Raw genomic sequence first — 20880 nt, 5'->3', positions numbered from 1 at the left:
CGGTCGGCAGGGATTCGTTGCGACGTTGGGCATGACTGGGAACGTTTACGCGTACGCCGAGCGCTGTCTCGGTTCGCCCGACGTCGAAACCAAGCTGGCGGTATCCCACGAGGCCTGGCAGGCCTGTCTGGCCGGCGAGCTCGATTTCGGCGCGGAAGGCGAACCGCTGCCGATCGGCTTCGCCCGTTTCCCCGAGCGCCCGCGGCGGGTCGATCCGCGCGATCTGCCGCGTCGAGGCATCAACACCCTCGAGGGGCGGGTGGCGCTATTGCATGCAGTGGCCCACATCGAGTTCAGCGCGATCCAACTGGCCTGGGATCATCTCTACCGCTTCCGCGGGCTGCCGGAAGCCTACTATCGCGATTGGCTGAGGGTGGCAGCGGAGGAGGCCGAGCACTTCGCCCTGGTGCGGGAGCGGCTGCGCGAACTTGGCGCCGATTACGGCGATCTCCCTGCCCACGGCGGCCTGTGGAGCCTCGCGGAGGACACGGCCTACGCCGCCGCCGCCCGCATGGCGCTGGTGCCGCGCTTCATGGAAGCGCGCGGGCTGGACGTGACGCCGGGCATGATCGAGAGGCTGCGGCAGGCCGGCGACGAACGGAGCGTCGCCATCCTCGAGCGCATCCTCCACGACGAAGTCGGCCACGTGGCCCTGGGTTCGCAGTGGTTCCGGTGGATCTGCGGTCAGCGCGGCGTCGATCCCGAAGAGGAGTATTTTTCCCTGGTGCAGCGCCATCTGCGCGGCCAGGTCCGAGGGCCTTTCAATGCCGAACTCCGCCGGCGCGCGGGATTCAGTGCGCGTGAACTCGAGCGCTTGGGAGTTTCCGGGTCGCCTGCTGCGGAGAGTTGAGGCGGCTCAGGCTTCGGCCCGGCTGCCGTAGTGTGACTCGATGTAGCGCTCGACCAGTTCCTGGAATTCCTCGGCGATGCGGTCGCCTTTCAGCGTCACCGTCTTGACGCCGTCCTCGAACACCGGCGCGACCGGTTGTTCGCCATTGCCGGGCAGGCTGATGCCGATGTTGGCGTTTTTGCTTTCGCCTGGGCCGTTCACCACGCAGCCCATCACGGCCACGTGCATGTCTTCCACCCCGTGGTAGCGCTTGCGCCATTCGGGCATCTTGTGGCGCAGGTGCGACTGGATCTGCTGGGCCAGCTTCTGGAAATAATCGCTGGTGGTGCGGCCGCAGCCGGGGCAGGAGATCACCATGGGGGTGAACGAGCGCAGACCTAAGGTCTGCAGGATTTCCTGGGCGACGATGACTTCCAGGGTGCGGTCGGCGCCGGGCTCGGGGGTGAGCGATATCCGGATGGTGTCGCCGATGCCCTGCTGCAGCAGCACGGACAGCGCGGCAGTGGAGGCGACGATGCCCTTGGAGCCCATGCCGGCCTCGGTCAGTCCCAGGTGCAGGGCGTAGTCGCAGCGGCTCGACAAGGACTCGTAGACCGAAATCAGCTCCTGCACCCCGCTCATCTTGCACGACAGCACGATGCGATCCTTCGCCAGGCCGAAGCTCTGCGCCTTTTCCGCGCTTTCCAGCGCCGAGGTGATCACGGCTTCGCGCATCACTTCCGGCAACGGCCGCGGCTCGGCGAGCTGGGCGTTCTCATCGAGCAAACGGGCCAGCACCGACTGGTCCAGGCTGCCCCAGTTGACGCCGATGCGGACCGGTTTGTCGTAGCGGCAGGCGAATTCGATCATCTGGGCGAACTGCGGGTCGCGCTTGGAGCCGCGTCCGACGTTGCCCGGATTGATGCGGAATTTGCCCAGCGCCTCGGCGCAGGCGGGGTACTTGTCGAGCAGTTTGTGGCCGTTGAAATGGAAGTCGCCGACCAGGGGCACGCTGCAGCCCTGCCGGTCCAATTGTTCCCGGATGCGGGGCACGGCTTCGGCGGCTTCTTCGTTGTTGACCGTGATGCGAACCAGTTCCGAACCGGCCCGGGCCAGGTCGATGACCTGGCGGACGGTTCCCGCCACGTCGGCGGTGTCGGTGTTGGTCATGGACTGGACCACGATGGGCGCGCCGCCCCCTATCTGTACCGAACCGACGCGCACGCCGACAGTCTGTTTGCGATTCATCATGCGTTACCTGAAGAGGTGGGTGTTAACCGGACGATTTTACCAGTTGCCGCGTGTCCGGCTAATTTCCTAGTTCCTTACTCGGGTGTCAATCCCCGAATCCTGTCGCCTGAAGGCGTCGAAAAATCCGTTTCCAGATCCTGCTGATTCGCCGCGGCGCCCGAATTACAAGGGATGCGGCAGCTTGGCACTGCCTTTGCCCCATCGGCATCGTCGTTCCGGTGGGGGCCGGATGACATCTCGTTCCTACGCGGGTCATACGGATGAATCACATGAAGGTGCTGTTCAGGGCGATGGTTTTTCTGGGGGAATTGCTGGCGGCGGCCGACGCGCTGGCCTGGAAAGTGGAGGGCGGCGTCATCTACGACGCGGCGGGACAGGCGGTTTACCTGCGAGGCGTCAGCTGGTCCGGCTTCGAGAGCGAAGAACACGCCGGACGGGGACTTTCCGTCCGCAGTCTGGAGGACATGCTCGAACAGATGCAGTTCCTCGGATTCAATGCGGTGCGGATTCCAGTGTGCCCGGCGAGCCTGACGGCCAGCGGCGTCAGCGCTGTCGAGCCATCGTTGAATCCGGACCTTGCCGGCAAAAATGCCCTGGAGGTCCTGGATGCCGTGCTGGCCGCGCTCGACCGCCGGGGCATCTACTTCGCCCTCGACCACCGCCGCTCGGATTGTGACGGAGGCGCTTCGGCAGAGTCCTGGCTCGCCGATCTGGCGTTCATGGCCTCACGCTACGGGCCGCTCGGCCACTTTCTCGGCCTTGGCCTGCAGGACGCGGGGGGAAGCACGGCGGACCTCACTCGGAGCGGTACCGAGCGGGCCGCCGCGGCGGTGCTGGAGACGGCGCCCGATCTGCTGGTGTTCCTGGAAGTCGATGCATCCGGTGCGACCTGTGCCGAGGCATCGGGAGACGGCCTGGTTCCATGGTGCTTCCTGCCCGAGTTTCCGGCCGACCGCCTGGTGCTGTCGCCCGCCGTGGATATCGGCGCCGAGGCCAGCCAATTTCCGGACGGTCCGGCTGGAGCATGGCTGTCGCGGATCGAAGGATTCCGCGATGCCGGCTATGCCGTCGTTCCCGTGGAAACCGGCGGGGTTTCCGGGCGTGGCGGAAGTTTGCGCGGCGATGCGGCGGCGGAGGCGCTGGTGGATGATCTGATCTCACGGGGTATCCGCAGTGCATTCCTGGCGTCGTGGGATGCCGGCGGCTCCTTGTTCGAGGCGGACTGGCAGGCCGTCAGGCAGGGTGAGCTGGGTCTGTTGACGCGGCTGTGGGGCGGCCCGGCAGGGGCAGCGGCTTGTGGGGAGGGCATCGAAGCTGGCGGCTGTGCGTCGCCCGCCGGCAACGAGGAAGCCGATTCCGCCATCCCGTCGGGCGCTGGCCTGATCGCGTTACTGACTCCGGCGCCGGACCTCGGGAGCACCCACTGCACCCGAGTCGAAGTGCGGAACACGGCCTCGGTTCCCAGGCTGTGGCAAATCAGCCTGCCGGAGGAGGCGACCGTGACGAGGATGCGCGGTGCTCTTTACGGTCAGGCGGGCGGCACGCTGACCGCCAGAGGCGATGGCTGGAGCCGGGTGATCCCGGTGGGCGGAGCTGCCCGTTTCGAATTCTGCGCCGAGCGCTGAGTCCGCACGCCACGGCGGGCGAGTGGCGCGGATTCATCGAATCCGGTTTAATCGCGCTTTTCCCGGTTACTCGTTTCGAGGACGAGCGTATGGACTTGGCTACCAAGGTGATGATTTTAAGAATTCTGGTGGCGTTCGCCGCCGCCTTTTTCGTGATCGGCATGATCCTTAGCTTTATCAAGCCCAAGTGGGTGCTGTTCTGGGCGAAAAGTCCGGACCGGCTGACAGCGGTGGTGACGGTGTCGACGATCGCGATGCTGATGTTCATGGCCGGCTGGACCGGCATCGCCAAGCTGACGCTCAAGCCGAAGGAACTGCAGCAGCATCACGAAGAGGAGCGCGGTTCGAGGGACGATCAAAACATGCTTCAACTCAACCGCTAACGCTAACAATTCCTTCCGCCAATCCCGAATGTACGCCGTGGGCGCGAGGCCGCCGCGCGGCGCAGTTCGACTTTCCCGCCGCAGCGCTTTATCATTCCAGCGTTTTGTCGCTAACCTGGAATTTCCCGCATGGAATCGTCGATCCCAGAGCTCTTGGTGGCCGGGAGCAGGCTCATGCTCATCGGCATGACCATCGTGTTCCTGTTTCTGGCTCTGCTGGTGGGAGTCATCCACGCGGCTTCGCGGCTGATCGGCCGTTATTCGCCGGAGGAGCCGGTCGCGCTGAAGCCCGCGAGCGCCGTGCCCGTCAGGAGCGCTGGCGGTGAGGACGAGGCGGAGATCGTCGCCGCGGTCGCGGCCGCAATCCACCGCTACCAGAACAAGTAAGGCACATTCTAAGGAGTTTTTGCATGGCAACCCCTTTGGGCATTACTGACGTCGTCCTGCGCGATGCACATCAGTCCCTGCTGGCCACCCGCTTCCGTCTTGAGGACATGCTGCCGATCTGTCCCAAGTTGGACAAGGTCGGATTCTGGTCCCTGGAGGCTTGGGGCGGTGCGACCTTCGATGCCTGCATCCGCTATCTGGGCGAAGACCCGTGGGTGCGCCTGCGGACGTTGAAGAAGGCTTTGCCGAATACCCGTCTGCAGATGTTGCTGCGCGGCCAGAACCTGCTGGGCTATCGCCACTACGCGGACGACGTGGTGGAGAAATTCGTGGAGCGCTCGGCCGAAAACGGTGTCGACGTGTTCCGCATCTTCGACGCGCTCAACGACCTCCGCAACTTCGAAAAGGCAATCCGCGCGACCATCGCCGTGGGCAAGCATGCCCAAGGCACGATTTCGTATACCGTAAGTCCGGTGCACACGGTCGACATGTGGGTCGACCTGTCCAAGCGCCTGGAGGACATGGGCGCCCATTCGATCTGCATCAAGGACATGGCGGGTCTCCTCAAGCCTTATGTTGCCGAGGAACTGGTCGGCCGCCTCAAGCGGGAGGTCGGCGTGCCGATCCACATGCAATGCCATGCGACCACGGGTTTGAGCACGGCGGCCATCGTGAAGGCGGTCGAGGCCGGCATCGACAACGTTGACACGGCGATTTCGTCCATGAGCATGACCTACGGTCACAGCCCCACCGAAGCGGTCGTGGCGATCTTCCAGGGACGCGAGCGCGATACCGGCCTCGACATCCAGCTGCTGGAGGAAATCGCAGCCTATTTCCGCGAGGTCCGGAAAAAGTACGCCAAGTTCGAGGGCAGCCTGAAAGGCGTCGACAGCCGCATTCTGGTGGCCCAGGTGCCGGGCGGCATGCTCACCAACATGGAAAGCCAGCTTAAGGAGCAGGGGGCGCTGGAGCGCTTCGACGAAGTGATGCGGGAGATTCCCAAGGTCCGCGAGGATCTGGGCTTCATTCCACTGGTGACGCCGACCTCTCAGATCGTCGGTACCCAGGCCGTCTTCAACGTGCTTGCAGGGGAGCGCTATAAGACCATTACCAAGGAGACCGCGGGTGTCCTGCGGGGCGAATACGGCGCCACCCCGGCGCCGGTCAATGCCGAACTGCAGTCCCGCGTGCTGAAAGGCGACGAGCCGATCACCTGCCGCCCAGCCGATCTCCTGGAGCCCGAACTGAAGAAGCTGACGGACGAATTGAAGCGTCTGGCCAAGGAGCACGGCGTGAAGCTTTCCTCCCCGCAGGTCGAGGACGTGCTGACCTACGCCCTGTTCCCCCAGGTCGGCTGGCGTTTCCTGCAGAACCGGGGTAATCCGGCGGCCTTCGAGCCGGCGCCCGGCACCGAGCCCGCCGCACCCGTGGCTGAAGTCACGGGCGAGACGGTGGCGCCGGATGGCGCCCGGCTCTACACCGTCACGGTCAACGGCCGCAGCTATCAGGTTGAGGTGGCGCCGGGCGGCGCCATCGGGGCGATCAATCCGGCGGCCGGCGCGGCTTCGCCGTCCGCGGCGGCGCAGATCCTCGCCGCGCGGGCCGTCAGCGAGTCGGTCAGCGCGCCGATGGCGGGGCACGTGCTGCGTATCAACGTCACCGAAGGGCAGAAAGTGGCCGAAGGCCAGGTGGTCGTCGTCATGGAGGCCATGAAAATGGAGACCGAAGTGAGGGCGCGCAGCGGCGGCGTCGTGGTTGGCATCGCCGTCAAGCCGGGCGATACCGTCAATACCGGCGACGTGCTGGTCACGCTGGGCTGAGGCGGGCCGATCCATGAACGGATTCGTCGAATTGTGGAGCAGCACCGGCCTGTCAAACTTTCAGTGGGGACAGGTCGTCATGATGACGGTGGGGTTTCTGCTAATCTACCTAGCCATCCGCAAGGGCTTCGAGCCTTTGCTGCTGCTTCCCATCGGCTTCGGCGCGGTGCTCAGCAACATCCCGGTCGCCGGCATCGCTGAAGAGGGCGGGCTGCTCGCGTATCTGTATTTCGGCATCAAGTCCGGGATATTCCCGCTGCTGATCTTCATGGGTGTGGGGGCCATGACGGACTTCGGTCCCATGCTGGCCAACCCCAAGACCCTTCTGCTGGGGGCGGCCGCGCAGTTCGGCATCTTCGGCACCCTGTTCGGCGCGCTGGCGCTGAACCTGGTACCCGGCCTGCAGTTCAGCTTCAGGGATGCGGCAGCCATCGCCATCATCGGCGGTGCCGATGGCCCCACTGCCATCTATGTGGCCTCCAGGCTCGCGCCCGACCTGCTCGGCGCCATCGCCGTCGCGGCCTATTCCTATATGGCCCTGGTGCCGCTGATTCAGCCGCCGATCATGCGTGCCCTGACCACGCCGGAAGAGCGCCTGATCGAGATGACCCAGTTGCGCGTCGTCGGCAAGACCGAGAAGATCGTTTTCCCGGTCGTGTTGCTGATCCTGACCGCCTTGCTGCTGCCGTCGGCCGCGCCCTTGATCGGCATGTTCTGCCTGGGTAACCTGATGCGCGAATGCGGCGTGGTCGAGCGGCTGAGCAAAACCTCGCAGAACGAGCTGATCAACATCGTTACGATCTTCCTGGGACTGTCGGTCGGTTCCAAGCTGAGCGCCAATGCCTTCCTCCGCCCGGAGACCCTGGGAATTCTCGTGCTCGGCGCGATCGCATTCGGCTTCGGCACGGCCTCCGGGGTGCTGATGGCGAAGCTGATGAACCGCTTTACTCTTCATAAGATCAATCCCCTGATCGGCGCGGCAGGCGTCTCCGCCGTCCCGATGTCGGCACGGGTGGCCAACAAGGTGGGTCAGGAGAGCAATCCCCACAACTTCCTCTTGATGCATGCCATGGGGCCGAACGTGGCCGGTGTCATCGGCTCCGCCGTGGCGGCGGGCGTGCTGCTGGCGCTGGTCCAATAATCCGCGCGAATTGCGCTCTTTCGGGAAGCCGCTAAAATAGCGCGCCGTTCGCGGCGCGTCGGTCCTCGGGTGGTTCCGCCGCCTTTTTTGCATTTCCTTGGCAGTTCTTTCGGAGTCTCGATGTTGTCCCGCCTCCTGATGGCGTTCGCCCTGGTTCTTGCCTCGACGGCACAGGCAGGGTCTTCGTTCGTGGTCGCGTCGTTCCACGACGTGAGGGAGGACGTGCGGCTGGACTATACCGGCGGTTCCACCGTCGTCACGCCGGCCCATCTCGAGGCCTATTTCCAATGGCTGAAGGACAACGGCTACCATGTGGTCGGCATACAGGACTTGCTGGACGCGAAGGCGGGCAAGCAGGCGGGACTGCCGGATAAAGCCGTCGTGCTGACCTTCGACGACGGTTACGCCAGCTTCTACCACACCGTATTTCCGCTGCTGAAAAGGTATGGCTATCCCGCCACCGTCGCGCTGGTGGGATCGTGGATGGACCTGCCGGATGGCGCCGTCGTGCCGCTGGGCGGGGAGTTCGTGCTCAAGCGCGAATCGCTGCTGAGCTGGGAGCAAGTGCGGGAATTGGCGCGTTCCGGGCTGGTTGAAATCGCCTCCCACAGTTACGACATGCATCGGGGATTGCCGGGGAATCCCCAAGGCAACCTGCAGCCCGCCGGCGTGACCCGGATCTACGACCCGGCTTCGAAAAGCTACGAATCGGACGAAGCCTACCGCAAGCGCATCCGCGAGGACTTGCAGAGCAGCGCGGACGGGATCGCCCGCCACGCCGGCGTCAAGCCGCGGGTCATGGTCTGGCCCTACGGCGAATACAATCAGGCGTTGATCGAGGAGGCCGCCAGGCTCGGCATGGTCGTCACCATGGGTTTGAGGGAAGGGCGCAACGACACGTCCGAGCTGGCGGCGGTCAAGCGCATGCTGCTCACCGCCGACCCCGAAGTGGACGAATTCGCCGACATACTCACCCGCCTGCGGGCGGACCGGCCGGTCCGGGTCGCCCATGTGGACCTGGATTACATATACGATCCCGATCCGGCGCAGACCGAGCGCAACCTCGGCGAGGAACTGGAGCGGATCCATGCCATGGGTGTCAACGCGGTTTATCTGCAGGCCTATGCCGACCCGGACGGCGACGGCAATGCCGATGCGCTGTATTTTCCCAACCGGCACCTGCCGATGCGAGCCGATCTTTTCAACCGGGCGGCCTGGCAGTTCCACATCCGCGCCAGGGTGCGGGTCTATGCCTGGATGCCGGTGCTGGCTTACCGGGCCAAGGTGCCCGAGGATTGGTTCGTGCGGGAGTGGCGCGATGGCAAGGCGCGCACCAGCAGCCACATTTACCACCGGTTGTCGCCCTTCAACGCGAAGGCGCGGAAGCTCGTCGGGGAAATCTACGAGGACTTGGCCAAGCACTGCAATTTCAACGGCCTCCTGTTCCACGACGACGCGATCCTGTCCGATTTCGAGGATGTCTCGCGGGTAGCCCTAACTTATGGCAAGAAGGTTTGGGGCCTGCCAGACCGGTTCGAGCACCTGCACGAACCCGCCGGCATGCGGATGCGTTGGGCGCAGCGCAAGACGGCGGTGCTGCACGATTTCACCGACGAGCTGGCATCCCGCGTCCGTGCGTTCCGGCCCGAGTTGAAGACGGCGCGCAACCTCTATGCCCTGCCCGTGTTCATGCCGGACAGCGAGGAATGGTACGCGCAGAATTTCGCCGAGGCGTTGAAACATTACGACTACATCGCGCTGGAGGCCATGCCGTTCATGGAGAAAGCCGAGCGGCCGGACGCGTGGCTCAAGTCGCTCGTCGAGAAGGTGGCGGCCTATCCGGACGGACTGAAGAAGACGGTCTTCGAACTCCAGAGCGTCGATTGGAATACCCAGCAGGATATTCCCATGGAGGTTTTCCTGGGGCAGGCGGATCTGCTCCTTAAGGCCGGCGCGGTGCACCTGGGCTACTACCCGGACAACCCGTTCCACGACCAGCCGCGGCTGGCGTCCGCCAAATCCGTGTTCACTGCACCGTGGGCGCCGTGAGCGTGTCCGGTTCTGCGGCGGATGCCTGGCGGGTGGCCCTCGCCCAGGCCGGCGAGGCCATCGCAGGGTTCGTCGCCGGTGCGGCCCCGAAGGTGGAAAGCCTGCCCTGGCAGGCGTGGGGCGACTGGATTTCCAGTTTCATCTTCTTCTATCCGCTGTTCATGGCCTATGTCTGGATGATAGGGGCCGGCATCTACTGGCTGCGCTGGGAGCGGCCCGACGGCGATCCGGTCGATGATGCTCCGGGTCTTTCCCACTATCCGGGGGTCTCGTTCCTGATTCCCTGCTACAACGAAGCCGGGAACATCCACGAAACCGTGGAATACCTGCTGAAGCAGGATTATCCCAATTACGAAATCATCGCCATCAACGATGGCAGCCCCGACAACACCCTGGAGATACTCCACGAGCTCGCCGGGCGATACGAACGTCTGCGGGTGGTGAACCTGGCGTCCAACCAGGGCAAGGCCACGGCGCTCAAGACCGGCGCCTTGTTGAGCAAATACGAATACCTGATCTGCATCGACGGCGATGCCCTGCTGGCGCCGGAAGCGGCTCGCTGGATGCTGCGGCATTTCCTCGCCGGCCCGCGGGTGGGCGCGGTGACGGGGAATCCCCGCATCCGCACCCGCTCCACGCTGCTCGGCAAAATCCAGGTCGGCGAGTTCTCGGCCATCGTCGGACTCATCAAGCGGGCGCAGCGGGTTTATGGCTGCGTCTTCACGGTTTCCGGTGTAATCGCCGCATTCCGCAAGAGCGCCCTGCACGAGGTCGGCTACTGGAGCAACGACATGATCACGGAAGACATCGACATCAGCTGGAAGCTCCAGCTCGGCGGCTGGGACATCCGCTTCGAGCACAACGCTTTGTGCTGGGTGCTCATGCCGGAAACCCTGGCAGGCCTGTGGAAGCAGCGCCGCCGTTGGGCGCAGGGCGGCGTCGAGGTGCTCATGCGCTATATCCGGCCGGTTCTCTCCTGGCCGGCCCGGCGCATGTGGCCGCTCTACGCCGAAACGCTGGCCGGCATCCTGTGGTCTCACCTCGTGCTCGCAGCGACCGTAGCCTGGCTACTCGGCCAGGTCTTCGACCTGGATGGCGGGGTTCTCGCTGAACTGGTGCCGAGCTGGACCGGGATGCTGCTCAGCATCACTTGCCTGGCGCAGTTCGCGGTCAGCCTCGCCATCGATTCGCGCTACGAAGCCAGGATCGGCGGCATGGGCCGCTATTACTACTGGATGGTCTGGTACCCGCTGGTGTACTGGCTCATCAATGTTTCGACCACGGTGGCCGGTTTCCTGCGGGCCGTCAGGAAAAAGAAGGGCCAGCGCGCGGTCTGGGTGACTTTGGACAGAGGAGTTTTGAGGAGTGACCGAACTCGTCATTAACGCACCGGAGCTGCAGACTCGTCGCCAGCGCTTCGGCGCGCTTGCCGTGGCCGCGGCGGGCTGGCTGCTGTGGGCTTATTTCCTGTTCCCGGTATTGGAACTTTGCGGCTGGTGGCTGGACATCCGGCTCTGCTCGGTATGGGTGAATCTTTCCGGCGGTTACCTGGGTCTCACTCAGTTGCTGCAGCTCTATGCCGCGACTGTGGGGGGCTTGGCGGGGTTGTGGATGCTCCGCGTTGCCTATGGCCTGTCCGGCGCGGCCGCGGGCGGGAGTGCACCGCCCTTGCCGGCGCCCGTTGCCGCCAAGGCCCTGTGCGAAGCCTTCCAGCTCGATTTTCCCAGCCTCGCCGAAGGCCGGAGCAGCCGGTACGTCGAAGTTCATTTCGACGCCCAGGGACGGATCACCCGGCTGCAGGGCCGAGGTCCGGAAACAGACCTTTGAGTCCCAGCGGGATACTCGGAAATACGGGGGAGCTGGTACACTGGGCCGCACTCCCCTTCCGAGAAGCCGCCCGAGCATGCGCGACCCACAGCGCTCCAACCGCCTCACAGGCGAGACCAGTCCCTATCTGCTGCAGCATGCCCACAATCCGGTGGACTGGTATCCCTGGGGGCCGGAGGCGCTGGAAGAAGCCCGCCGTTCCGACCGGCCGATCCTGCTGTCCGTCGGCTATTCCGCCTGCCACTGGTGCCACGTCATGGCGCACGAGTCGTTCGAGGACGAGGCGACGGCGGAAGTCATGAACCGGCTGTTCGTCAACATCAAGGTGGATCGGGAGGAGCGGCCCGATCTCGACCGCATCTACCAGACCGTCCATCAGATGCTATCGCGCCGCGGCGGGGGCTGGCCGCTCACGGTATGCCTGAATCCGCACGATCTGGTGCCGTTCTTCACCGGCACCTATTTCCCCAAGGAACCGCGCTACAACATGCCGGCCTTCGTGTCCGTGCTGCACCAGCTGGCCGCCTTTTATGCCGAGCACCGAGGCGATCTTGCCCAAAACGGCCAAGTATTGCGCGAGGCCCTGGAGGCCCTGGGCCGTGAAGGCAACGGCGCCATGCTGCCGGATGTCGAACTGCTGGCGCGGGCGAAGCATGCGCTTCGGACGAACTTCGATGCCGTCCACGGCGGATTCGGCGGCGCGCCCAAGTTCCCCCACACGGCCGAGCTCGAATTCCTGATGCACTCGGATGGCGAGGGTTTCGAGATGCTGCGCACGACGCTCGACGGCATGGCCCGGGGAGGCATCTACGATCATCTCGGCGGTGGCTTCGCCCGCTATTCGGTGGACGAACGCTGGGAGATTCCCCATTTCGAGAAGATGCTCTATGACAACGGTCCGTTGCTCGAGCTGTATGCCAGGATGGCGGCGCACACCGGTGATCCGGCCTACGCCGCCGTCGCGATCGAAACCGCCGAATGGGCGATCCGCGAGATGCAATCCCCGGAGGGCGGCTATTACGCCGCTCTCGACGCGGATTCAGAGGGCGAGGAGGGCAGGTTCTACGTCTGGGATCGCCTGCAAGCGCAGGCGCTGCTCACCGAGGACGAGTACGCAGTGTTTTCCCGTCGTTATGGCCTGGACGAGCCCCCGAATTTCGAAGGCCATTGGCATCTGCACGTTGCCCGGTCCCTGGAAGCCGTCGCGGCGGAGGCCGGGAAAACCGGCGGCGAGGTGGCTGGGCTGCTCGGCTCGGCCAGGGCTTGCCTTCGCCGGGCGAGGGAGCTACGGGTCCGGCCGGGCAGGGACGACAAGGTCATCGCTTCCTGGAACGGCCTCATGATCCGGGGCATGACCGTGGCTGGGCGTTTGTTGGGACGGGACGATTTCAAGGATTCCGCGGACCGGGCCTTCGAGTTCGTGCGTCGGACCATGGACGCCGATGGCCGGCTGATGTCGGTGTACAAGGACGGGCGGGCGCGGTTCGACGCCTATCTCGACGATCATGCTTTCCTGCTGGATGCCGCGCTGGAGCTTCTGCAGACGCGCTGGAACTCAGACGACCTGGCCTGGGCAGTCGAGCTGGCGGACCGGTTGCTGGAGCGTTTCGAGGATGCCGAATACGGCGGTTTCTTCTTCACCTCGTCCGATCACGAGGCGCTCATCCAGCGTCCCAAGCCCTGGATGGACGAGTCCATGCCGTCCGGTAACGGCGTCGCGATCCGCGCGCTGATCCGGCTCGCCGGCCTGACGGGGGATCTGCGCTATGCCGATGCGGCCGAACGGGGCTTGAGGGCGGCGCGGGGTGCGATGGCCCAGCACCCCAATGCCCACGGCGCTTTGATGAATGCCGCCCGGGACTGGCTCAACCCGCCGCCGCTGTGCATCCTGCGGGGCGAAGGCGAAGCGCTGGAGCAATGGTGTGCAAAGGCGCGCGCAGCCGCTCCGGAATCCCTGGTCTACGCGATTCCCTCCGATGCGGCCGGGCTGCCGCCGGAACTGGCGGCACGGGTTCCGGGTGCGCGCGGGCCGCTGGCCTATGTCTGCCGTGGGCGGGTTTGCGCGCCACCGGCGGAGTCCCTCGACTCCCTGAATGAAATCTTGTCGGCCCGCTGATCCCACGCCCCGCCCTTGGCATGCACTGCCAAATTTGTGTATAAGCGTAGATTTTCACCTTGAGCGCGCTTCCCGGAACCCGGTTCCGGTGCCGCTCGCTCAGCCGCACTCTCTTCGGAATTCACCGCCTGCATGAAAACCCGGACTGCCCCCGTCGTTCACGAACTCGTCAGCACCCGTCTTCCCAACCGCTTCGGCGATTTCGTCATCCACTGCTACGGCGGCACCCAGGACGACAAGCAGCATCTGGCATTGGTGAAAGGCGAGGTCCGGGGGCAGGAGGGGGTGCTGGCCCGCGTCCATTCCGAGTGCCTGACCGGCGACGTGTTCGGTTCCCGCCGCTGCGACTGCGGCGAACAGCTCGACCTGGCGCTGAGCGCAATCGGCGAGGCGGAATGCGGCGTCTTGCTGTATTTGCGTCAGGAAGGGCGGGGCATCGGCCTGGTGCAAAAGCTGCGGGCCTATAACCTGCAGGACGAGGGGCTCGATACGGTGGAGGCCAATCTGCGCCTGGGCCATCAGGCCGACGAGCGCGACTATTACGTCGCGGCGCGCATCCTGGAAGACCTGGGCGTGAAGAGCGTGCGGCTGATGACCAACAATCCGAAGAAGCTGGACGAACTGCGCCGCTACGGCATACCCATCGGCGCGCGGGTGCCGATCGAGGCGCCCAGCCATCCGGAGAACGTCCGTTACCTCCGGGCCAAGGTCGAGAAGATGGCACATATGCTGTCGTTCGAGCGGAAGCGGCCGCGTTTTCCGTTCCTCGATACCCTGTTCGAACGCCTGGCCGAAGGCCCGCTTCCGCCCGCCCGGCCGTTCGTGACGCTGAGCCACGCCCAGAGTCTGGGCGGAGGGGACGCGCAGGCTTCCGGGCCGGAGGCGTGCGAGCTGTCCGCTGCCCTGCGGGCTGCTCATGATGCGGTATTGCAGCCGGCCGGGCCGGAGCTGCGGCTCGCTTTGCGCGACGGTTCGAAAGCGCCCGTGAGGCTCGCCGTGGCCGGCACGCCGGCAACCGCCGGCGATGTCGTTGCGGTACCCGCGGACGCCCGAGGCGGTATCGACCTTGCGGCAGCATTGGCGGCGATCCTCGGCCTCGGGGTGCGTTCCCTCCTGGTCGACGGCGATGCCGGCCTGATCGGCCGTTTCCTCGAGGGGGCGCTGGCGGACTACTGCGTGATCACCGTCGTGCCCCAGTTCCGGGGCCAAACCGGCACCGGCGGTTCCGGGCTGGGATCCGCCAGGATCGCCGACTGCGGCTGTCAGCCGCTGGGTCGGGATCTGGTCGTGTACGGTCCGTTGCGCGCCGAGGGATCAAAAGTGCCGGCAATAACGCCCGCGGGTTGAGTCCGGCCGGTCATAGGGCGCCAGGGCCTGGACTTTCAACAAGCGCAGGGCGGTCCGGTCGCCGTACCAGGCGCCGGAGGCGGGGTCCTGCCATTCGATGCGGTATGAGGTTGCTGAGGGGAGCTTTCGGCGTTTCCAGCCGCAGCCCCAAAGCATCAGGAAGGTCTTGGCCTTGTGCAGGCGGCTTGCGATGGGCGTGGTCATCGGCATGTCCTCCGGTCATCGGTGAGGTCGAAGCCGTTCCGTAGCGCGGTGGTCCTTGCTCTGTGTCAAGCATATCTCATGCCGTCCCAGCCAAGCCTTGGCAATCAGGGCCTAGGCGCCGTCGAGGCAGCTGCATGTGGAGTGAGCGCACCAGGATAGCGCGGCGAATTGTCGGGAATCCGACAGCGCCGCAGGCGGCTCAGGCGGTTTCCTTGAGGCCGTACTTGCGGATGCGGTAGCGCAGCGTCTCGCGGGTGGCGCCCAAGGCGCGGGCTGCGGCAGTGACGTTGCCGCCATAGCGTTCGAGGGTGCTGCGGATGATGTAGCAGTCCATGTCGTCCAGCGCCATGCTGCCGTCCAGGGGCAGCACGATGCACTCGGTTCCGGATGGGGCCGCTGATGCGGCCGGCGGAACGTTGATGTGTCCCGGCAACTGCAGCCACTGCGCGGGGAAGACCGGGCCTTCGGCGAATAATACGCAGCGCTCGATGACGTTGCGCAGTTCACGGACGTTGCCGGGCCAGTCGTAGGTCCGTAGCAGGCTCCAGGCGTCGTCGGGAACGACCTTCACCTGCTTTCCCGCCTTGGCGTTGAATTCCGCGATCAGCAACGGCACCAGCTCCTCCAGATCCTGCTTGACCTGGCGAAGTGGCGGCAGCTGCAGCCGGAAGACGCTCAGCCGGTGAAAAAGGTCGCCGCGGAAGCTGCCGTTGCGCACCATGTCTTCCAGGTTGCGGTTGCTGGCCGCCAGGATCTGGACGTCGACGCTGATTTCCTTTTCCGAGCCCAGCCGGCGGATCTTGCGGTCTTCGATCGCCTTGAGCAACTTGGCCTGCAGATCGAGGTGCATTTCCCCGATCTCGTCCAGGAACAGGGTGCCGCCGTCGGCCTGCTCGATGAGGCCGCGGTGGCGGCCGATGGCGCCGGTGAAAGCGCCGGCCTCATGGCCGAACAGCTCGGATTCGAGCAGGTCGTGGGGGAGGGCGGCGCAGTTGAGTTCGATCAGCGGGTGCTGGGCGCGCTTGCCCGAGTAGTGCAGGATGCGGGCGACCAGTCCCTTGCCGGTGCCGCTTTCGCCGCCGATGATCAGGGCGCTGAACGGCACCCGGGTGAGGCGCTCCAGCATGTCGCGTACCCGCTGCGCGGCTTCGCTGCGGCCGACGTAGGCCTCGGGCGAATAGCGGCGGTGCCGTTCTTGCGCCTGCTCCAGCAGGCGGCGCTGCGCCTGGGCGGAACGCGTGGCACTGGCGACCACCAAGTCGAGGCGCTCGAGTTCGCAGGGCTTCTCCAGGAAATCGTAAGCGCCCAGGCGCAGGGCGCGGACCGAATCCGGCACGCTGCCGTAGCCGGTCAGCAGCAGCCATTCCGAAGTATTGCCCTGGCCGCGCATCTCCTCCATCAGGTCCAGCGCATTGCCGTCCGGCAGGCTTCGGTCGGACAGCACCAGCAGGGGGTCGACCGCTTTCTTGGTGAAGAGGTTGCGCGCCTCGGCCAAGGTCTTGGCCCAATCGACGTCCCAGCCTGCCCGTTCGTAATGCCGGACCAGTTCCGAGCCGAGCAGTTTCTCGTCTTCGATGATCAGCAAGCTATAGGCCATAAGCGGGTTTTTCTCCGGCAGAAGCGATGTGGCGCGGGATGATGAGCGTGCAGCAGGCGCCGCCCTCGGTGCGGTTGGCCAGATGCATCCGGCCGTTCACCTCGCGGATGAAGCGCTGCACCATGGCGAGGCCGAGGCCGGTTCCGCCGGGGCGGCCGGTTCCGAACGGACGGACACCGTGTTTCAGGATTTCGTCCGAAAACCCGGGACCATTGTCGCAGACCTGGATGATCAATTGCTCGCCCTCGGTATGCACCTTGATGCCGATCTCGCCCGGTGCCGGGCCGATGGCCGCGGCGGCATTCAGAATCAGATTCAGCAAGGCCTGCCGCAAGCTGCTGTCCGGCAGATGACAGGCGAGCCCCTCGGGCACTTCGTAGCTCAGAGCGACATGCGTGGGAACCTGGTAGCGCGTCAACGCCGCCAGATCGTGAAGCATCGAGGCCAGATTGAAATCCCGCGCCGGAGCCGGCGTGTGCTTGCCCTGGGCGAGCAGCTCGTTGAGCAGCCGGCCCATCCGCTTGAGTTCGTCGATGACGAGTTCCAGCCGTTCGACGTGTTCCGGGTTGCCCACCTCATTCTTGAGGTTGCTGCAGCTCATCTGGATGCCCGCCAGCGGATTGCGCAGCTCGTGCGCGATGCCGGCGGCGAGTTCGCCCAGCGCGGCGAAGCGCTCGGCCCTTGCGAGGCTGTATTGCTGTTCGAGCAGGGCCTGGGTGGCGGAGCGCACGTCCGCTTCCAGAGATTCCGCATAACGCCGCTTGGTTTCCTGAAGCTCGGCGAGCTGGCTCACCATCTCGTTGTAGCTGGTGAAAACCGGCAGCAGCACCGGGTCCAGGTTGCGGGTGGCGATCGGCGAGAAGTCCTCGAGGGCGATTCGAGACAGCAGTTCCCGCAAATTCCGCAAGGGTGTCAGGATGCGGCGGGTGAGGAACAGCATGGTCACCAGCAGGATGGCGGCCAGCGTCAGGCTGGCCAGGGTGATCTCGCTGCGGGTATTCGCGCTGATGTCCTCCAGCAGCTCCTCCCGGCGTGCGGTTTCCGCATCCAGCATCTCGCTCATCACATGGAGCGCGAGCAGCAGTCTTGTTCGCCGGGGGCGGGGGCCCAACTGGCCGAGGAGGGGATCGGCGAGATAGGTTTCGACGATCTGAAGCTTGCGCGGCGTGTCGGGATCGAAATGCTGATCGGACTGGCGGAGCTGGTTGAGGTCGCGGGCAAGGGCGTCGAAGCGCCCGGGCCGGATCGCCTTTTCGTTGTCCTGCAGCGAATCCGTCAGCGCTTTTTGGAGATCCAGGCCGGTCTGCATGATGCGGTGGGCATAGCTGACATGGGCGCGGATGGTCTCGAACCGGTCGAGGTTGCGCCAGATCATGCCCACCAGTACGGTCAGGATCAGTACGAGCAGGCCGAGGAGAGCCCAGCCGCGAAGCTGGGCCGCGCGGTAGACCAGAGGTTTCACGACGGACATGGGGAATGGAGGCTGCGGGCATTATAGCCCAGTCCCTTTATCGCTCCAGCGCCTGCGGCGGGTGCCGGCAGCGGTTCTCCGTAGCCGCGGCTTCAGCCTGCCTGCCTGCCCAATCTGACCTTGCCCGGGCCTTTCGCTTGCGGTTTTCGCTTTCTCGCAGCCAGGGGATGGTTCGAATACGGCACGTGGGATTCGAGGCCTCGCATCTCGCAGCGTCCGCCCCGCTGTGCATAGTCGAGCCGGAAGTGGTCGATGAATTCCATGACGGTGTGGTCGATGAAATCGGCATCCGAAAGGTCGAAGATCACCGTCTTGCCGACGGGCAAATCCGCGACTTCGCTTTTCAGCGCGATGAAATTGGAGAAGATCGCCGAGCCGTCCACATGAATCACGAAGGTGTCGGCCGGGCGCTCGTCGATCCGGTAGGAAATCTTGAGCAGATGTTTCGGGTGAACGCCGCGCAGCATGTGGATGACCAGCTTGGCGAGAATGCCGATGGCGACGCCGATCAGGAGGTCCGTGGCAAGCACGCCGAAGATGGTGATCACGAACAGCGTCAACTGTTCCCAGCCGATGTCCATGGTCTTCGCGAATTCCTTAGGGGAGGCCAGGCGAAAGCCGGTGTACACCAACAGCGCTGCCAGTGAAGCCAGCGGAATCTCGTGGATGACGTGCGGAAACAATGCCACGAACAGCAGCAGGAAGGCGCCGTGGAAAAAGTTGGCCCAGCCGGTCTTGGCCTCGTTGGTGATGTTGGCCGAACTGCGGACGATTTCCGCGATCATCGGCAGACCCCCGATCATGCCGCAGAGCAGATTGCCGGCTCCGACGGCGGTGAGATCGCGGTTAAGATCGGAATAGCGCTTGTAGGGGTCGAGTTTGTCCACCGCTACCGCGCTGAGCAGCGTTTCCAGGCTGCCGACCAGGCAGATGCTGATAACGGCACCCCAGAATTCCGCCGTCCATACCTTGGAAAAATCCGGGAAATAGAATCCCGCGGTAAAGTCCTCCGGAATGGTCACCAGGAATTTGGGGCCGATGGTGTATTCGTGGTGGGGCAGGATCGGATTGTCCGGATGGAACATGTAAATATGTTCGTGATCCAGGTCGAAATATTTACCGAGGGCCATCCCCGCGATCACGACCAGCAACGGTGCCGGGATCATCTTGAGATAGCGGTTTCGCATCAGCGACCAGGCGACGAGGATCAGAAAGCCCACGGCGCCGATCAGCGCGATTTCCGGGTTGGGATCGAGCAGGCTGCGGGGAATCTCGGCAATCGTCGCAAGCAGGTCGTCGCTGGCGGCTTCCGGCTTGACACCCACCATGACGTGGAACTGCTTGGCCATGATGATGATGCCGATTGCGGCGAGCATGCCGTGGACCACCGATGCAGGGAAATAGGCGTTGAGGCGTCCCGCCTTGAACAGTCCCAGCGCTATCTGCAGCACCGAAGCCACCACGATGGCGGCCAGCGTACAGCGATAGCCCTGCATCGCGTCGCCCTGGCCCAGTGTCTGCGTCGCGGCAAGAATCACCACGATGAGCCCGGCGGCGGGGCCGTTGATGGTTACATAGGAGCCGTTGATCCGGGATACCAGGAGCCCTCCGACTACGGCCGAAACGATACCGGCCATCGGGGGGAAGCCGGAAGCCATGGCGATGCCGAGGCAAAGGGGCAAGGCGATCAGAAACACCAGGAAGCCCGAGATCAGGTCGTCTTTCCAGTGTGCTCGCAGGCCGGCAACGCCGCTTGGCGGCGTGCTCTCGGCAATCGTCGATGTGTTCATGGCGGTCTCGCGTCGGATGCGGGGTTGGTGAATTTCCGACAAGCGAGAATCGCGCCATGTTTCGTCTTATTGAAAAATGGCCTGATGGAGGCAGGTTGGTGGCAGGCATCCGGCAACGGTGGTTTGCACCACCCATAATGAAGGGTGGTTATCCACCAGGGGCCGCCGTGTCCCCCGACTTTTCGCGTAAACTTGCCTGAAGATTAGAGAGGCTTGGCCGGAAAATGTTCCCCGAAATCGCAGCCCTGGAGGCATTGCTCAAAGACATCGCGCGCGACGAACTGCTTCCCCGTTTCGCCCGGTCCCTTAGGTCGGTCAAGCCGGACGGCAGCATCGTGACGGAGGCCGATCTGGCCGTTCAGGAGCGGCTGGTCGGAGAGCTCCGCAGGCTGACACCCGACATCGACGTGCTCGGGGAAGAAATGCGGCGGGACGAGCAAGAGAGGCTCCTGGCGCGCGCCGGCGCCGGCCTGTGGTGCCTGGACCCCCTGGATGGAACCAGCAACTTCGCCGCCGGGATCCCTTTCTTTTCCATATCGCTGGCCTTGATCCGGGAAGGGCGTTCGGTGCTGGGCTTGGTATACGATCCGGTGCGCGGCGAATGCTTCTCAGCCAGGGCCGGCGAGGGGGCATGGGTGAACGGCGAGCGCCTGCTGACGCGGCGTGTCGGCTTGCCCCTGCCGCGCTGCATCGCCGTGGTCGACTTCAAGCGCCTCGACCGTGCCTTGAGGCGCCGGCTGGTCGACGAGCCGCCGTTCAGCTCGCAACGCAACTTCGGATCCACGGCCCTCGAGTGGTGTTGGCTGGCGGCGGGCCGCTACCATCTTTATCTGCACGGCGGCCAGAAGCTGTGGGACTATGCCGCTGGAATGCTCATCCTGGATGAGGCAGGCGGCCGGGCGACCCGCCTTGCCCGGGAAGTGGCCGCCGCGGGGGACATGGGCGTGCGGTCGGCCGTGGCCGCCTTGGATCCCGAACTGTTTGTCCAATGGGTGTCGTGGCTCGGCGCAGCGCCATCGGAGGGGTAATCTGCGGTTTTGGGA

17 protein-coding genes are annotated in these 20880 nt (G+C 64.8%); 12 read left to right on the top strand and 5 right to left on the bottom strand.

Annotated elements, in window-relative coordinates; all coding sequences use genetic code 11:
- Positions 1 to 31 precede the first annotated feature (31 nt).
- Positions 32 to 850 carry a ferritin-like domain-containing protein gene (locus OOT43_RS08120; RefSeq protein WP_266024352.1) on the top strand — a complete coding sequence of 273 codons (819 nt, stop codon included), beginning with the start codon at positions 32 to 34 and terminating at the stop codon, positions 848 to 850.
- A 6-nt stretch (positions 851 to 856) separates the two neighbouring features.
- On the opposite strand, the gene ispG is transcribed toward OOT43_RS08120, so the two are convergent.
- Positions 857 to 2080, bottom strand: coding sequence for a flavodoxin-dependent (E)-4-hydroxy-3-methylbut-2-enyl-diphosphate synthase (gene ispG, locus OOT43_RS08115; RefSeq protein WP_266024350.1), 1224 nt, complete (start codon positions 2078 to 2080; stop codon positions 857 to 859).
- 269 nt (positions 2081 to 2349) lie between these two features.
- Here ispG and OOT43_RS08110 point away from each other — a divergent pair, with 269 nt between their 5' ends.
- The 10 genes from OOT43_RS08110 (at position 2350) to ribA (ending at position 14775) form a co-directional block, all read left to right on the top strand.
- A complete protein-coding gene (locus OOT43_RS08110; protein ID WP_266024349.1) occupies positions 2350 to 3705 on the top strand; it encodes a cellulase family glycosylhydrolase in 1356 nt (451 codons plus the stop codon).
- An 89-nt stretch (positions 3706 to 3794) separates the two neighbouring features.
- Complete coding sequence (locus OOT43_RS08105) at positions 3795 to 4088, top strand: hypothetical protein (protein ID WP_266024348.1); 294 nt, start codon at positions 3795 to 3797, stop codon at positions 4086 to 4088.
- A gap of 129 nt (positions 4089 to 4217) precedes the next feature.
- Positions 4218 to 4475, top strand: coding sequence for an OadG family protein (locus OOT43_RS08100; protein WP_266024347.1), 258 nt, complete (start codon positions 4218 to 4220; stop codon positions 4473 to 4475).
- A gap of 23 nt (positions 4476 to 4498) precedes the next feature.
- Positions 4499 to 6295: a sodium-extruding oxaloacetate decarboxylase subunit alpha gene (gene oadA / locus OOT43_RS08095; RefSeq protein WP_266024346.1), complete on the top strand. Its 1797-nt coding sequence runs from the start codon at positions 4499 to 4501 to the stop codon at positions 6293 to 6295.
- Positions 6296 to 6308: 13 nt separating this feature from the next.
- On the top strand, positions 6309 to 7436 hold the full coding sequence (locus tag OOT43_RS08090; RefSeq protein WP_266024345.1) for a sodium ion-translocating decarboxylase subunit beta: 1128 nt from the start codon (positions 6309 to 6311) through the stop codon (positions 7434 to 7436).
- Positions 7437 to 7556: 120 nt separating this feature from the next.
- Positions 7557 to 9485: a poly-beta-1,6-N-acetyl-D-glucosamine N-deacetylase PgaB gene (pgaB, locus tag OOT43_RS08085; protein WP_266024344.1), complete on the top strand. Its 1929-nt coding sequence runs from the start codon at positions 7557 to 7559 to the stop codon at positions 9483 to 9485.
- Between the two features lie 2 nt (positions 9486 to 9487).
- The gene (gene pgaC, locus OOT43_RS08080; RefSeq protein WP_266024343.1) at positions 9488 to 10870 is read left to right on the top strand and encodes a poly-beta-1,6-N-acetyl-D-glucosamine synthase; all 1383 of its coding nucleotides are present in this window, start codon (positions 9488 to 9490) and stop codon (positions 10868 to 10870) included.
- The gene (gene pgaD / locus OOT43_RS08075; RefSeq protein ID WP_266024342.1) at positions 10851 to 11312 is read left to right on the top strand and encodes a poly-beta-1,6-N-acetyl-D-glucosamine biosynthesis protein PgaD; all 462 of its coding nucleotides are present in this window, start codon (positions 10851 to 10853) and stop codon (positions 11310 to 11312) included. The genes pgaC and pgaD overlap by 20 nt, the downstream gene beginning before the upstream one ends.
- 76 nt (positions 11313 to 11388) lie before the next feature.
- On the top strand, positions 11389 to 13428 hold the full coding sequence (locus OOT43_RS08070) for a thioredoxin domain-containing protein (RefSeq protein WP_266024340.1): 2040 nt from the start codon (positions 11389 to 11391) through the stop codon (positions 13426 to 13428).
- Between the two features lie 132 nt (positions 13429 to 13560).
- On the top strand, positions 13561 to 14775 hold the full coding sequence (gene ribA / locus OOT43_RS20440) for a GTP cyclohydrolase II (protein ID WP_317134060.1): 1215 nt from the start codon (positions 13561 to 13563) through the stop codon (positions 14773 to 14775).
- Here ribA and OOT43_RS08060 read toward each other — a convergent pair.
- The 4 genes from OOT43_RS08060 to OOT43_RS08045 all read right to left on the bottom strand — a co-directional run bounded on the left by OOT43_RS08060 (position 14743) and on the right by OOT43_RS08045 (position 19837).
- Entirely contained in the window at positions 14743 to 14979 is a 237-nt protein-coding gene (locus OOT43_RS08060; RefSeq protein WP_266024339.1) for a hypothetical protein, read from the bottom strand. The two genes, ribA and OOT43_RS08060, sit on opposite strands and share 33 nt — an antisense overlap.
- Positions 14980 to 15178: 199 nt before the next feature.
- Complete coding sequence (locus tag OOT43_RS08055) at positions 15179 to 16576, bottom strand: sigma-54-dependent transcriptional regulator (RefSeq protein ID WP_266024338.1); 1398 nt, start codon at positions 16574 to 16576, stop codon at positions 15179 to 15181.
- Positions 16566 to 18047 (bottom strand): sensor histidine kinase, encoded by a 1482-nt coding sequence (locus OOT43_RS08050; protein WP_266024337.1) that lies wholly within the window; start codon positions 18045 to 18047, stop codon positions 16566 to 16568. The genes OOT43_RS08055 and OOT43_RS08050 overlap by 11 nt, the downstream gene beginning before the upstream one ends.
- 92 nt (positions 18048 to 18139) lie before the next feature.
- The gene (locus OOT43_RS08045) at positions 18140 to 19837 is read right to left on the bottom strand and encodes a SulP family inorganic anion transporter (RefSeq protein ID WP_266024336.1); all 1698 of its coding nucleotides are present in this window, start codon (positions 19835 to 19837) and stop codon (positions 18140 to 18142) included.
- Between the two features lie 224 nt (positions 19838 to 20061).
- Between OOT43_RS08045 and OOT43_RS08040 the strand changes: the two genes are divergently transcribed.
- Positions 20062 to 20865, top strand: coding sequence for an inositol monophosphatase family protein (locus OOT43_RS08040; RefSeq protein ID WP_266024335.1), 804 nt, complete (start codon positions 20062 to 20064; stop codon positions 20863 to 20865).
- Positions 20866 to 20880 lie beyond the last annotated feature (15 nt).

Origin of the sequence: Methylococcus mesophilus (assembly GCF_026247885.1) — a bacterium.
Lineage (GTDB): Bacteria > Pseudomonadota > Gammaproteobacteria > Methylococcales > Methylococcaceae > Methylococcus > Methylococcus mesophilus.
Note: the sequence above shows the minus strand (reverse complement) of the source record. Positions and strands in the feature narration are given on the sequence as shown.

Coding starts and splice junctions, on each gene's coding strand:
- OOT43_RS08120 (WP_266024352.1), top strand. CDS start 32: ATGACTGGGAACGTTTACGCGTACGCCGAGCGCTGTCTCGGTTCGCCC.
- ispG (WP_266024350.1), bottom strand. CDS start 2,080: ATGATGAATCGCAAACAGACTGTCGGCGTGCGCGTCGGTTCGGTACAG.
- OOT43_RS08110 (WP_266024349.1), top strand. CDS start 2,350: ATGAAGGTGCTGTTCAGGGCGATGGTTTTTCTGGGGGAATTGCTGGCG.
- OOT43_RS08105 (WP_266024348.1), top strand. CDS start 3,795: ATGGACTTGGCTACCAAGGTGATGATTTTAAGAATTCTGGTGGCGTTC.
- OOT43_RS08100 (WP_266024347.1), top strand. CDS start 4,218: ATGGAATCGTCGATCCCAGAGCTCTTGGTGGCCGGGAGCAGGCTCATG.
- oadA (WP_266024346.1), top strand. CDS start 4,499: ATGGCAACCCCTTTGGGCATTACTGACGTCGTCCTGCGCGATGCACAT.
- OOT43_RS08090 (WP_266024345.1), top strand. CDS start 6,309: ATGAACGGATTCGTCGAATTGTGGAGCAGCACCGGCCTGTCAAACTTT.
- pgaB (WP_266024344.1), top strand. CDS start 7,557: ATGTTGTCCCGCCTCCTGATGGCGTTCGCCCTGGTTCTTGCCTCGACG.
- OOT43_RS08070 (WP_266024340.1), top strand. CDS start 11,389: ATGCGCGACCCACAGCGCTCCAACCGCCTCACAGGCGAGACCAGTCCC.
- ribA (WP_317134060.1), top strand. CDS start 13,561: ATGAAAACCCGGACTGCCCCCGTCGTTCACGAACTCGTCAGCACCCGT.
- OOT43_RS08060 (WP_266024339.1), bottom strand. CDS start 14,979: ATGACCACGCCCATCGCAAGCCGCCTGCACAAGGCCAAGACCTTCCTG.
- OOT43_RS08055 (WP_266024338.1), bottom strand. CDS start 16,576: ATGGCCTATAGCTTGCTGATCATCGAAGACGAGAAACTGCTCGGCTCG.
- OOT43_RS08050 (WP_266024337.1), bottom strand. CDS start 18,047: ATGTCCGTCGTGAAACCTCTGGTCTACCGCGCGGCCCAGCTTCGCGGC.
- OOT43_RS08045 (WP_266024336.1), bottom strand. CDS start 19,837: ATGAACACATCGACGATTGCCGAGAGCACGCCGCCAAGCGGCGTTGCC.
- OOT43_RS08040 (WP_266024335.1), top strand. CDS start 20,062: ATGTTCCCCGAAATCGCAGCCCTGGAGGCATTGCTCAAAGACATCGCG.